At 47.5% G+C, this 12,652-nt stretch carries 13 protein-coding genes; 11 read left to right on the top strand and 2 right to left on the bottom strand.

Annotation, left to right across the window (positions count from 1 at the left end):
- Positions 1–29 precede the first annotated feature (29 nt).
- Positions 30–164 (bottom strand): hypothetical protein, encoded by a 135-nt coding sequence (locus M1M80_RS12400; protein WP_060398994.1) that lies wholly within the window; start codon positions 162–164, stop codon positions 30–32.
- A gap of 327 nt (positions 165–491) precedes the next feature.
- On the opposite strand from M1M80_RS12400, the gene M1M80_RS12395 reads away from it, so the two are divergent.
- The 9 genes from M1M80_RS12395 to prpB all read left to right on the top strand — a co-directional run bounded on the left by M1M80_RS12395 (position 492) and on the right by prpB (position 9,114).
- A complete protein-coding gene (locus M1M80_RS12395; RefSeq protein ID WP_060400040.1) occupies positions 492–788 on the top strand; it encodes a hypothetical protein in 297 nt (98 codons plus the stop codon).
- A gap of 19 nt (positions 789–807) precedes the next feature.
- Entirely contained in the window at positions 808–1,428 is a 621-nt protein-coding gene (locus M1M80_RS12390) for an N-acetylmuramoyl-L-alanine amidase family protein (RefSeq protein ID WP_060398993.1), read from the top strand.
- A gap of 78 nt (positions 1,429–1,506) precedes the next feature.
- Complete coding sequence (locus M1M80_RS12385) at positions 1,507–2,238, top strand: glycerophosphodiester phosphodiesterase (RefSeq protein WP_060398992.1); 732 nt, start codon at positions 1,507–1,509, stop codon at positions 2,236–2,238.
- 127 nt (positions 2,239–2,365) lie between these two features.
- Positions 2,366–3,547 carry an acetyl-CoA C-acetyltransferase gene (locus M1M80_RS12380; RefSeq protein ID WP_060398991.1) on the top strand — a complete coding sequence of 394 codons (1,182 nt, stop codon included), beginning with the start codon at positions 2,366–2,368 and terminating at the stop codon, positions 3,545–3,547.
- 24 nt (positions 3,548–3,571) lie between these two features.
- On the top strand, positions 3,572–4,435 hold the full coding sequence (locus M1M80_RS12375; RefSeq protein ID WP_060398990.1) for a 3-hydroxybutyryl-CoA dehydrogenase: 864 nt from the start codon (positions 3,572–3,574) through the stop codon (positions 4,433–4,435).
- 27 nt (positions 4,436–4,462) lie between these two features.
- Positions 4,463–5,602, top strand: coding sequence for an acyl-CoA dehydrogenase (locus M1M80_RS12370; protein WP_060398989.1), 1,140 nt, complete (start codon positions 4,463–4,465; stop codon positions 5,600–5,602).
- 31 nt (positions 5,603–5,633) lie between these two features.
- The gene (gene mmgD / locus M1M80_RS12365; protein ID WP_060398988.1) at positions 5,634–6,752 is read left to right on the top strand and encodes a citrate synthase; all 1,119 of its coding nucleotides are present in this window, start codon (positions 5,634–5,636) and stop codon (positions 6,750–6,752) included.
- 21 nt (positions 6,753–6,773) lie between these two features.
- Positions 6,774–8,192, top strand: coding sequence for a bifunctional 2-methylcitrate dehydratase/aconitate hydratase (locus M1M80_RS12360; protein WP_080429032.1), 1,419 nt, complete (start codon positions 6,774–6,776; stop codon positions 8,190–8,192).
- A 16-nt stretch (positions 8,193–8,208) separates the two neighbouring features.
- Complete coding sequence (gene prpB / locus M1M80_RS12355; RefSeq protein ID WP_060398987.1) at positions 8,209–9,114, top strand: methylisocitrate lyase; 906 nt, start codon at positions 8,209–8,211, stop codon at positions 9,112–9,114.
- A 42-nt stretch (positions 9,115–9,156) separates the two neighbouring features.
- Here prpB and M1M80_RS12350 read toward each other — a convergent pair whose 3' ends face one another.
- Positions 9,157–9,393, bottom strand: coding sequence for a DUF2627 domain-containing protein (locus M1M80_RS12350; protein WP_060398986.1), 237 nt, complete (start codon positions 9,391–9,393; stop codon positions 9,157–9,159).
- Between the two features lie 152 nt (positions 9,394–9,545).
- Here M1M80_RS12350 and M1M80_RS12345 point away from each other — a divergent pair, with 152 nt between their 5' ends.
- Together M1M80_RS12345 and yqiS are read left to right on the top strand one after the other, a co-directional pair.
- Positions 9,546–11,624 (top strand): sigma-54 interaction domain-containing protein, encoded by a 2,079-nt coding sequence (locus M1M80_RS12345; protein WP_060398985.1) that lies wholly within the window; start codon positions 9,546–9,548, stop codon positions 11,622–11,624.
- Positions 11,625–11,748: 124 nt separating this feature from the next.
- A complete protein-coding gene (gene yqiS, locus M1M80_RS12340; RefSeq protein WP_060398984.1) occupies positions 11,749–12,648 on the top strand; it encodes a phosphate butyryltransferase in 900 nt (299 codons plus the stop codon).
- Positions 12,649–12,652: the final 4 nt, after the last annotated feature.

The following is a 12,652-nucleotide window of genomic DNA, read 5'->3' as shown; positions in this document are numbered from 1 at the left end:
TATGTAAAAATTAATGCAATTGATCTGCTTTACCGGCTGAATATTTTGAGTACAGAGTGACGTTTTCTGCGCTCTTTTTCGGGGGCTTTGTAGCCGCCGCTGATTTGGTGGCCGATGGTGCAAGTGATGACTGCTGCAGCGAGCAGCAGAACGAATTTTTTCATGGGTGTAACTTCTTTCTATAAAGTGAATATCCTTTAAAAGGTTACGCCTGGCTGATTCAGCCGTCAAACGATTTGCTCACCTCATTCCTCACATTTTTTCAAAATGAATAAAAAGTTGCTTCTTTCCGTTAATTTTTTCTAATATGCGCCTCAATTAGAGCCATCCTCATAGACAAATGCGATTGTTTTCTTTCTAACAACAGGAAATGATCAGGTCGGATAGCCCTTTTGAAAATCATGGAACTTCATCGCCTGCTTTCACAACATCTTTACAAATCTGCCATTCTGGTCAAAGATAAAAGCCAAACATCAGGAAGAGGTGATCATGTGAAACAAACGGCTCTTTTGCTGTTTACTGTGCTCCTTCTCTCAGGGTGCAGTATTGCAAGTGCGGATGACTCAGCCCCAAGGTTTACCGAAGAGGGAAAATACATTGGCTCGGCTGACCCTCATACGATCGCGGTTTCCCTTAACGGAGAAGAAACCATGATACAAGTTCCGAAGGATAAACGTGATGAATGTGAATCACTGCCAGATCACACAGATGTCCAGGTGAAATATATAAAGAAGGATAATGGAACCTTACAGCTGGAAGACATTCAGCTGCAGAAGAATTCATCATAAAAAGACCGGAGGGAGAAAGTTGAGACTGTTATGGAGGAGCTTGGCGCTATGCGGATTGGCTTTAACGCTCGCGCCTTGTGCACAGGCCGCAGAGCCGATAGAAGGGAAAACAGTATACATTGATGCCGGACACGGCGGTGAAGACAGCGGAGCAGTCGGGAACGGGCTCTTTGAAAAGGATATTAATTTAGCAGTTTCCGAGCATGTGACGGACAAGCTAAAAGCGGAGGGAGCCAATCCTGTTGCGTCTAGGTCAGACGATCATTTTCTGACTTTGGAGGACAGAGTGGCAAAGGCAAGTGCCAATCACGCCGATCTTTTTGTCAGCATTCATGTGAATTCCGGGGTTGCTTCAGCTTCAGGAACAGAAACGTATTTTCAATCTGATTATGAAGGGGAAAACAGCCGGCGTCTGGCCGCCGATATTCAATCACAGCTCGTCTCATCCTTACAGACAAGAGACAGAGGCGTGAAGGAATCAGACTTTTACGTCATTACATATTCACAAATGCCGAGTGTGCTGGCGGAGCTTGGATTTATCACAAACAGCTCTGACGCGGACAAGCTCGGAAGCGAAGAATACCAGCAAAAGGCCGCGGATGCGATTGTCAACGGTATTGATTCTTATTACGAACAGTAGATTGATATAGCCTTAATCCTAGAGTGGAAACGCCAAAATCAGTATAATGGAGAAAACGTTAGGGCTTGAGGTGAAACGATGACAAAGATTTTTGCCCATCGGGGGGCATCAGGTCAATTTCCCGAAAATACAATGCTTGCATTTGAAAAAGGAATTGAAGCCGGAGCAGACGGAATAGAGCTTGATGTACAGCTGACAAAAGACGGACGCATTGTTGTGATCCATGATGAAAGACTCGACCGGACGACATCGCTCAAAGGATTCGTGAAGGATACAGCGTATGATGTGATAAAAACGGCAAATGCGGCAGCAAATCACAATCAAATGGACAATGATATCAAAGTGCCGCTGCTTGAAGACGTGCTCTCATGGGCAGAAAAAAAGAATTTTCTCATCAACATTGAATTAAAAAACAGCGTGATCCGTTATGAGGGAATGGAAGAAAAAGTGCTGAAGGCAGTGAAACGATTCAATATAGAGGAAAGAGTCATCCTGTCCACGTTTAATCATGAAAGCTTGGCGCTATGCGCCCGGCTTGCACCCCATATCGAACGGGCGGCATTGACTTCAGATGTGCTATATCAGGCTGATCGGTATATCACATCAATTCCGGCTTCTGGCTATCACCCGAAGCTAAACAGCCCGGCAACAGCGGATAAAGTACTGAAGAAAATGAGGAACAGTTCGATCAAGGTAAGGCCGTATACACTCAATCGGCCGGAAGATATGAAGCGCCTCTTTGAAGCGGGGGCAGACGGCATTTTCACCGATTTTCCTGCAAAGGCTTTGGCATTGTTAAAAAATAAATAGTTGTTTTAGAAGGAGGCTGTTGGCGCAGCCTTCTTTTTTCATTCATTCATGCCCGTTTCAAAGCATACATTCATAGAAGACAACTAGAAATTGTAAGCGCTGTCTATCTTCTGAATGAGGTGAAACCATGAGGAAAACAGTCATTGTAAGTGCCGCAAGAACACCATTTGGCAAATTCGGAGGGTCGTTGAAAGAGGTGAAAGCTGCTGAGCTTGGGGGCGTTGCGATGAAGGAGGCGTTACATCGCGCTGGAGTCTCTGGAGACGATGCGGAAGGAACTGTCATGGGCATGGTTGTTCAAGCCGGCTCAGGGCAGATACCTTCCCGGCAAGCTGCCCGTCTGGCTGGAATGCCTTGGAGTGTGCCGTCAGAAACGCTGAATAAAGTCTGCGCATCCGGACTTCGAGCGGTCACCCTGTGTGATCAAATGATCCGGGCGCAAGATGCGGACATTCTTGTTGCCGGGGGAATGGAAAGCATGAGCAATATTCCGTATGCTGTTCCAGCCGGGCGCTGGGGAGCGCGGATGGGAGATGGGGAGCTTAGAGATTTAATGGTTTATGACGGGTTAACGTGCGCGTTTGACGAGGTGCATATGGCTGTTCACGGAAATACAGCGGCCAAGGAATATGGAATCTCACGCAGGGAGCAGGATGAATGGGCGCTAAGAAGTCATTCGCGGGCAGCTAAGGCAGCTGATGAAGGAAAGCTTCAGGATGAAATTGTTCCTGTCAGCTGGATCGGACGAAAAGGAAAAACAAACATTGTCGACAAAGATGAAGCGATTCGGCGTGACACAAGTCTGGATCAGCTTGCACAACTTTCTCCGATTTATACAAGTGACGGTTCCGTCACAGCCGGCAATGCTCCCGGAGTCAATGACGGAGCCGGTGCGTTCGTGCTGATGTCTGAGGACAAAGCTGCTGCGCTTGGCAAACGGCCTCTGGCTACAATTCTTGGTTTTTCTACTATGGGAATGCAAGCGCACGAGCTAGCGGCAGCACCGGGGTTTGCAATCAATAAGCTGCTGAAAAAGACCGGTTTAACCGTCCGAGATATTGACTTGTTTGAAGTAAATGAAGCGTTTGCTTCTGTTGTTTTGACATGCAAAAAAATCGTCGGTTTCGATCTTGAAAAAGTAAATGTGAACGGCGGTGCGATCGCGCTCGGCCACCCGATTGGCGCAAGCGGGGCGAGAATTCTCATGACGCTTGTTTACGAATTAAAGCGCCGGGGAGGGGGACTGGGCGTTGCCGCCATTTGCAGCGGTGCGGCTCAGGGGGACGCCGTCTTAGTGCAGGTTCATTAAAACATGACGAAAAAGGGGATTTGAATGGAAATGAAACAAATCATGGTAGCTGGCGCAGGACAGATGGGAAGCGGAATTGCTCAAACAGCTGCTGACGCAGGCTTTTATGTGCGAATGTACGATGTGAACCCGGAGGCTGCGGAGGCAGGATTGAAGCGGTTGAAGAAACATCTGACCCGTGATGCTGAGAAAGGAAGAAAGACCGAAGCGGAAGTAAAGCGTGTGATCAGCCGCATTTCGCTCTCTCAAACGCTTGAGGAGGCAAAGCATGCGGACATTGTGATTGAGGCTATCGCAGAAAACATGACAGCGAAAACCGAGATGTTTAAAACACTTGATCACATTTGCCCGCCTCATACGATTTTGGCCAGCAATACATCCTCCTTGCCTATTACAGAAATCGCTGCTGTGACAAACCGGCCTGACCGAGTCATTGGCATGCACTTTATGAATCCCGTTCCTGTGATGAAGCTGGTAGAAGTGATATGCGGCTTGGCTACGTCAGAAGAAACAGCCTTAGATGTTATGGGATTAGCGGAAAAGATGGGGAAAATACCGGTAGAAGTTAATGATTTTCCGGGGTTTGTTTCCAATCGAGTTCTTCTTCCGATGATTAATGAAGCGATCTATTGTGTGTATGAGGGGGTGGCGAAGCCGGAGGCAATAGACGAGGTGATGAAGCTGGGCATGAATCATCCGATGGGCCCGCTTGCATTAGCGGATTTTATCGGGCTTGATACGTGTTTATCGATTATGGAAGTTCTTCATTCCGGCCTTGGCGATTCCAAATACCGTCCTTGCCCGCTGCTTCGCAAATATGTCAAAGCGGGCTGGCTTGGCAAAAAGAGCGGACGCGGTTTTTATCAATATGAGGAGAGGACTTCCTGAAGTCAATTCCATCCGGGGGTGGCCGAGTTGCATATAACCCAAGAGCAAGTCATGATGCGAAAAATGGTGCGTGATTTTGCCCGAAAAGAAATTGCTCCCGCTGCGGAAATCATGGAGAAAACGGACGAATTTCCGTCTCAGCTGATCAAAAAAATGGGTGAACATGGCCTGATGGGAATACCGGTGCCGGAGCAATACGGCGGCGCTGGGGCGGATGTTGTTTCTTATATTTTGGCGATTCATGAGATTTCTAAAATCAGCGCGGCTGTCGGTGTCATTCTTTCCGTTCATACCTCAGTCGGCACAAATCCGATTCTGTACTTCGGCAACGAAGAACAGAAGATGAAATATATACCGAAGCTCGCTTCAGGAGACCATTTGGGCGCATTTGCGCTGACGGAGCCTCACTCGGGGTCGGATGCCGGAAGCCTTCGCACAACAGCAATCAAAAAGAACGGCAAATACCTATTAAACGGATCGAAAATATTCATTACGAACGGCGGAGCCGCCGATATCTATATCACGTTTGCTTTAACAGCTCCAGATCAAGGCAGGCACGGGATTTCGGCTTTTATCGTTGAAAAAAACACCCCTGGTTTTACCGTTGGAAAAAAAGAAAAAAAGCTGGGGCTCTATGGCTCCAATACGACGGAACTGATTTTTGACAATGCAGAAGTGCCTGAAGAAAATTTGCTTGGCAAAGAGGGTGATGGATTTCACATTGCCATGGCGAATTTAAATGTCGGCCGCATCGGCATTGGGGCACAGGCGCTTGGGATTGCAGAGGCGGCGCTTGAGCATGCCGTTCATTACGCGAAACAGAGAATGCAATTTGGAAGGCCTATCGCAGCCAATCAAGGCATATCGTTTAAGCTGGCTGACATGGCGACAAGGGCTGAGGCGGCAAGGCATCTTGTTTATCACGCGGCAGACCTTCATAACCGCGGCTTGGCCTGCGGAAAAGAAGCATCTATGGCTAAACAATTTGCATCCGATTCCGCGGTAAAGGCGGCGTTAGACGCCGTCCAAATTTACGGGGGATACGGCTATATGAAGGATTATCCGGTCGAGCGTCTGCTTCGCGATGCAAAGGTGACGCAAATCTATGAAGGGACGAACGAGATTCAAAGACTGATTATTTCCAAGCATTTGCTTGGCGGGATCTGATAGACAAAAACGCAAAACGGAGGTTGAGGATATGGAGGAGAAACAGCATTATTCTCCAGGTTTGGACGGTGTGATCGCGGCAGAAACTCATATTTCTTATCTTGACACGCAGTTCAGCCAGATTTTGATACGAGGCTATGATTTAATTGATCTTTCTAAAACAAAAAGCTACCTGGAGCTTGTCCATTTATTGCTGGAGGGCAGGCTGCCGGAAGAAGGTGAAACGGAAACGCTGGAAAGAAAAATAAACAGCGCATCAAGCTTGCCGGCTGATCATCTCCGCCTGCTTGAGCTGCTCCCTGAGCACACTCATCCAATGGATAGCCTGCGGACAGGACTGTCAGCACTTGCCGGCTATGATCGGCAAATTGATGATCGGTCTCCTTCTGCAAACAAAGAACGCGCCTATCAGCTTCTGGGGAAAATGCCTGCCCTCACTGCTGCCAGCTACAGGATCATCAATAAGAAAGAGCCGATTCTTCCGCTTCAAACCCTATGCTACAGTGCAAATTTTCTATACATGATGACAGGGAAATTGCCGTCCTCACTGGAAGAGCAGATTTTTGATCGGTCCCTCGTCTTGTACAGTGAGCATGAGATGCCGAATTCAACATTTGCGGCCAGGGTCATCGCTTCCACACATTCAGATCTTTATGGCGCTTTGACAGGAGCTGTCGCCTCCCTGAAAGGGAATCTTCACGGAGGAGCAAACGAAGCCGTGATGTATATGCTTTTGGATGCGAAAACACCGTCCGAGTTTGAGCAGCTTCTGCAAACGAAACTGAAAAGAAAAGAAAAAATTATGGGATTCGGCCACCGGGTGTATATGAAAAAAATGGATCCGAGAGCACTCATAATGAAAGAAGCGCTGCAGCAATTATGCGATAAAGCCGGAGACTATCGTTTATACGAGATGTGTGAAGCGGGCGAGCGGCTGATGGAGAAGGAAAAAGGGCTTTACCCGAATTTGGATTACTATGCTGCCCCGGTGTACTGGATGCTTGGCATACCGATTCCTTTGTATACGCCTGTCTTTTTCAGCGCGAGAACGTCCGGTTTATGCGCCCATGTAATTGAGCAGCATTCCAATAACCGCCTTTTCCGTCCTCGTGTCAGCTATATGGGGCCGCGCCATCAGGCCGAATCATAAATGATGAAAGGAACTGGTAGAATGCTGAAAACGGATCATGTCATTGAAGAAATCACAGACTATGTGCTTGAGAAAGAGATTACAAGCTCCGAGGCGTATACAACAGCAGGGCATGTGTTGCTGGATACGCTGGGCTGCGGGATTTTGGCGCTCCGGTATCCCGAATGCACAAAGCTGCTCGGCCCGATTGTTCCCGGAACGATTGTGCCGAATGGAAGCAAAGTACCGGGAACGTCATATGTTCTCGATCCTGTAAAGGCAGCGTTTAATATCGGCTGCATGATCCGCTGGCTCGATTACAACGATACGTGGCTGGCGGCGGAGTGGGGGCATCCGTCCGATAATCTGGGAGGAATCCTTGCTGCGGCTGATTATGTATCGAGAGAGAGGCTGTCTGAAGGAAAAGAGCCTTTAACGGTACGAGACGTACTTGAAATGATGATCAAAGCACACGAGATTCAAGGCGTGCTTGCATTAGAAAACAGCTTAAACCGAGTTGGCCTTGATCATGTTCTGTTCGTTAAAGTTGCGACAGCCGCTGTTGCAGCAAAGCTTTTGGGCGGCGGAAGAGAAGAAATCAAAAATGCGCTTTCGAATGCATGGATTGACAATGCAGCCTTGAGGACATACCGGCATTCACCGAATACCGGCTCGCGCAAATCGTGGGCGGCAGGAGACGCAACGAGCAGAGGTGTTCATTTGGCGCTGATGGCGTTAAAAGGGGAAATGGGTTATCCGACAGCTTTGAGCGCACCGGGATGGGGCTTCCAAGACGTTTTATTCAATAAGCAAGAGATCAAACTCGCCCGCCCGCTCGACGCTTATGTCATGGAAAATGTGTTATTTAAAGTGTCTTATCCTGCGGAATTTCACGCTCAGACAGCGGCGGAGTGTGCTGTCATTCTTCATCCGCAGGTAAAGGACCGGATTGATGAGATTGACCGTGTTGTCATCAGAACGCATGAATCCGCTATCCGAATCATAGATAAAAAAGGCCCGCTTCACAATCCGGCAGATCGTGATCACTGCCTTCAATACATCACAGCAATCGGTTTGCTTTTTGGTGATATCACAGCGCAGCATTATGAGGCTGAAACAGCGATTGATCCGAGAATAGATAAACTTCGGGGTAAAATGGAAGTGACTGAAAATAAAGTATATACCGAGGATTACCTGAAACCCGACAAGCGTTCCATTTCAAACGCCGTTCAAATTCATTTTAAAGACGGAACGAGCACGGAGATGGTGGAATGTGAATTTCCGCTCGGCCATCGTTTTCGAAGAGACGAGGCAGTGCCGAAACTGCTGGAAAAGTTTTCTGCCAATCTCAAAACCCATTTTTCTGATAAACAGTACAAACACATTTATGAGCACTGTACTAACTATGAGACATTACAAACGATGCGAGTAAATGAATTCGTAGATATGTTCTGCATGTAAAAGGAGGACTTGTGTCATGTCGTGGATCGTCAATAAGCAATCGTCACAAGAGGAGCTTGCCGGACGTTTCCGCAAGCTGATGTCAGCACCGGACATTCTGCAAATTCCCGGCGCCCATGACGGAATGGCCGCCTTGCTTGCGAAGGAGGCCGGTTTTTCTGCTATTTATTTGTCTGGTGCGGCATATACAGCCAGCAGGGGGCTTCCTGATTTAGGGATCATCACGTCGGCAGAGATGGCTGATCGGGCCAAGGATCTTGTGCGCGCAGCTGATCTGCCTCTGCTTGTTGATATCGATACGGGATTTGGCGGTGTGTTAAATGCCGCCCGAACCGCCCGTGAGATGCTAGAAGCCAGGGTAGCCGCCGTTCAAATAGAGGACCAGCAGCTTCCGAAAAAATGCGGGCATTTAAATGGCAAACAGCTTGTTCCGATAAAGGAGATGGCGCAAAAAATAAAAGCGATCAAACAAGCGGCGCCCTCCCTTGTCGTTGTTGCCCGTACTGATGCCAGGGCGCAGGAAGGACTTGATGCCGCGATGAAACGGTCAGCGGCTTACATTGAGGCTGGAGCGGACGCGATTTTCCCGGAAGCGCTTCAGGAGGAGGACGAATTCCGCCAGTTTGCTGAGCGCATCTCCGTTCCGCTCCTTGCGAATATGACCGAGTTTGGGAAAACGCCGTATTATCGTGCCGATGAATTCGAAGATATGGGGTTTCACATGGTGATTTATCCTGTCACATCGCTTCGAGCGGCGGCAAAAGCTTATGAGCGGATGTTTGGTTTGATTAAGGAGCACGGCTCGCAAAAAGAAGGCCTGCATGATATGCAAACACGAAAAGAACTGTACGATACGATTTCTTACTATGACTATGAAGCGTTAGATAAAACGATTGCCAAAACCGTTTTGCCTGACGAATAGTTTTGATCAAAAAAGCCGGGGCGTTCTCCGGCTTTTTTGCAGCTATCGTTTTCTGAATCGCGGGCTGACTTGATTGCGTTTTCTGTCTCTGTATAAAATGAACCCGGCCAGCACATAAAGGCCGAACGCAAAAAAGATGAATCCTGACAAACCTTGGAGCCAAAGAGCTGCAAATGGCTTTATCGTATTGCCGAAAAGTGTATCCCTCATCAGTTTAATGCCTAAAGCGGAAATGGCGCCGGGGAGGACTAATATCAAAAGCGCAAGAAGTCGGCTCATCCTCAGAAAACCCCTTTATCTTTTCATTTCCTTTATTGTCCAGCGGAAAAAATATTTTGTCAAGAGAAGAAAACGTGGTAACATAGGGTTGTGCAAATTATTGCAACGGAATAAATAGGTGTGCAAATTTTTTCATACAAAGGGGTAACGGGATGCAAAAGGTACTGATTGTAGGTGCCGGCAAAAGGGGAACGGCGTTATTACATATTTTGATCAAAACAGCCGTCATAGATATCATTGCCGTGGTTGACAAAGACCCCGAGGCGCCGGGATTGAAAGAAGCAGAACGGTATGGAATTGCCGTTTCATCTGATTGGAAACCTTACATACAACAAAAACCGGATATCGTCATTCATACCACCGGCGATCAAGCCGTGTTTGACGAACTCCTTCAGAAAAAGCATGAAGAGACCATTGTCATGCCGGGAAAAATGGCGTACATCGTTTTTCAGCTGATGGAAGAGAAGCAGCAGCTGATTCAAATGCTGAAAGAGCAAACATATAAACACGATAGAATTTTTAATTCCACTCATGACGGAATGATTTTCATTGATATCAATGAAGAAATCATTCTCTTTAACCATATGGCCGAAAAAATGGTCGGGAAAAAACGCGAGGAAGTCATCGGGCGACCGATAAAAGAAGTCATTCCGAGCACAAAGATGCCGCGGATTTTAAAAACGAGAGAGCCTGAATATAACCAGAAGCAGCTTTTAGGCGATCATTTGCAAATTGTGACCACTAGGCTGCCGATTATTGATGAAGGCGGACGTCTGCTCGGGGCGCTTTGTGTGTTTAAAGATATCACTGATGCTGTCGAGCTGGCAGAGGAAGTGACAAATTTAAAGCAGGTCCGTACGATGCTGGAGGCGATTATTCAATCCTCCGATGAGGCGATTTCTGTCGTTGATGAAAACGGTATTGGCCTTTTGATCAATAAAGCATATACGAAAATGACGGGGCTTTCTGAAAAAGAAGTCATCGGCAAGCCTGCAAACACTGATATTTCTGAAGGCGAAAGCATGCACTTAAAGGTGCTTGAAACAAGACGCCCTGTCCGCGGTGTCAGAATGAAGGTTGGCCCCAATGAAAAAGAAGTCATCGTCAATGTAGCGCCGGTGATTGTAGACGGGATTTTGAAAGGCAGCGTCGGTGTGATTCATGATGTGTCTGAAATTAAAATGCTGACTGCGGAGCTTAATCGGGCCAGACAAATCATTCGCACGCTTGAAGCGAAATACACTTTCGACGACATTATCGGCACAAGCGAGCAAATGCTGGTTGCGCTTGAGCAGGCGAAGCTCGGGGCGAAAACGCCGGCTACCATTTTGCTGCGCGGGGAATCAGGAACAGGAAAAGAACTGTTCGCCCATGCCATCCATAACGAAAGCGACCGGAAATTCAATAAATTTATTCGCGTGAATTGCGCAGCCCTTTCTGAAAACCTGCTCGAATCTGAATTGTTCGGCTATGAGGATGGTGCGTTTTCAGGAGCGAAGCGAGGCGGTAAAAAGGGCTTATTTGAAGAAGCCAATAACGGCAGTATTTTCTTAGATGAAATCGGTGAGCTGACACAAAATATGCAGGCGAAATTGCTCCGCGTCCTTCAAGAGAAAGAAATCGTCAGAGTGGGCGGCACGAAAGCGATCCCTGTCAATGTCAGAGTAATCGCGGCGACAAATGTAAATATCGAAAAGGCGATGGCAGATGGAACGTTCCGCGAAGACCTGTATTACAGGATCAACCGCTATCCCATCTCCATCCCGCCTTTACGGCAGCGGCTGGAAGACATTGAGGCATTAAGCGTCAGGCTTATCCAAAAGATCAACCGGGATTACGGCAGGAATGTAAAGGGGCTCTCACAGCAAGCCGTGCGTGCCTTATCCGCGTACCATTGGCCTGGGAATGTCCGCGAGCTGGAAAATGTCCTTGGACGAGCCATGATTTTTCTAAATCCGCATATGGAATGGATTGAAAAAGATCACTTGCCTGTTTTCGAACTTGAACAAAAAGAAAGTGATACAGAGCAGGGGACAGGTTTTGATTTTCCGGATATTGAAGGCGAAAAGCTGTCTGTCGCAGTAGAAAAATTTGAAGCGCATTTAATCCAGCAAACGCTCGAAAAGCATCATTTTAACCGGACAAAAACAGCGAAAGCCCTCGGTGTCAGCATACGGAATTTATATTACAAAATGGATAAATACGGCCTTGCAAATGAAGGCATGCAATAATTTGCAGAATAAACGCAAACATCTGCACGGATTTTTCAATACATCTGGTATAACAGCAAGGTGAGGAGCTGGCATGGAACTTGCATAATAAAAGGCGGAGTCGAAATAAGAAAGGTGGTAACAGATGAAGCTGAAAGATTTAATCGGCAAAGCGTCGATGTACAAAAACAAGACCATTGCGGTTGCCCATGCTGAGGATGAGGAAGTGATCCGGGCAGTAAAGCTGGCAGCCGAGCATCTATCCGCCCGTTTTTTGTTAACGGGCGACAGCAAAAAACTGAACGATCTGACAGCATCTATGCAAGGGCATCAAGTGGAAATCGTTCATGCCGATACGCCTGAGGAATCGGCAAAATTAGCGGTTCGTGCTGTGCATCACAAATCAGCGGATGTTTTAATGAAAGGCAATGTGCCGACTTCTGTTTTGCTTAAAGCGGTGTTGAACAGACAGGAGGGGCTTCGGTCATCCAGTGTCCTTTCCCACGTGGCTGTGTTTGATATACCGGACTTTGACAGATTGATGTTTGTGACAGATTCGGCAATGAATATTGCCCCTTCGCTGGAAGAGCTTCGGCAGATTTTGCAAAATGCCGTTCATGTGGCCCACGCAGTAGGGAACAATATGCCAAAAGCAGCAGCTCTGGCAGCAGTCGAAACGGTGAACCCGAAAATGGAAGCGACAGTGAATGCAGCTGCTCTTGCTCAAATGTACAAAAGAGGCCAAATCAAAGGCTGCATTGTTGATGGACCGCTTGCTTTGGATAACGCAGTATCACAAATTGCCGCAGCCCAGAAAAAGATTTCGGGAGATGTAGCGGGCAGCGCTGATATCCTTCTCGTCCCAACAATTGAGGCCGGCAATATTTTATATAAATCACTGATTTATTTTGCGAAGGCCAGCGTGGCGGCTGTAATTACAGGAGCAAAAGCGCCGATTGCCTTAACAAGCAGAGCGGACTCCGCTGAAAATAAACTGTATTCCATTGCGCTGGCAATATGCGCATCTGAAGAATACACACATTAGGAGG

Source organism: Bacillus inaquosorum, from assembly GCF_023238325.1.
Lineage (GTDB): Bacteria > Bacillota > Bacilli > Bacillales > Bacillaceae > Bacillus > Bacillus inaquosorum.
Note: the sequence above shows the minus strand (reverse complement) of the source record. Positions and strands in the feature narration are given on the sequence as shown.

Bases quoted from the DNA above. Each gene is read 5' to 3' on its own strand.
- M1M80_RS12400 (WP_060398994.1), bottom strand. From the start codon at position 164: ATGAAAAAATTCGTTCTGCTGCTCGCTGCAGCAGTCATCACTTGCACC.
- M1M80_RS12385 (WP_060398992.1), top strand. From the start codon at position 1,507: ATGACAAAGATTTTTGCCCATCGGGGGGCATCAGGTCAATTTCCCGAA.
- M1M80_RS12380 (WP_060398991.1), top strand. From the start codon at position 2,366: ATGAGGAAAACAGTCATTGTAAGTGCCGCAAGAACACCATTTGGCAAA.
- M1M80_RS12375 (WP_060398990.1), top strand. From the start codon at position 3,572: ATGGAAATGAAACAAATCATGGTAGCTGGCGCAGGACAGATGGGAAGC.
- mmgD (WP_060398988.1), top strand. From the start codon at position 5,634: ATGGAGGAGAAACAGCATTATTCTCCAGGTTTGGACGGTGTGATCGCG.
- M1M80_RS12360 (WP_080429032.1), top strand. From the start codon at position 6,774: ATGCTGAAAACGGATCATGTCATTGAAGAAATCACAGACTATGTGCTT.
- prpB (WP_060398987.1), top strand. From the start codon at position 8,209: ATGTCGTGGATCGTCAATAAGCAATCGTCACAAGAGGAGCTTGCCGGA.
- M1M80_RS12350 (WP_060398986.1), bottom strand. From the start codon at position 9,393: ATGAGCCGACTTCTTGCGCTTTTGATATTAGTCCTCCCCGGCGCCATT.
- M1M80_RS12345 (WP_060398985.1), top strand. From the start codon at position 9,546: ATGCAAAAGGTACTGATTGTAGGTGCCGGCAAAAGGGGAACGGCGTTA.
- yqiS (WP_060398984.1), top strand. From the start codon at position 11,749: ATGAAGCTGAAAGATTTAATCGGCAAAGCGTCGATGTACAAAAACAAG.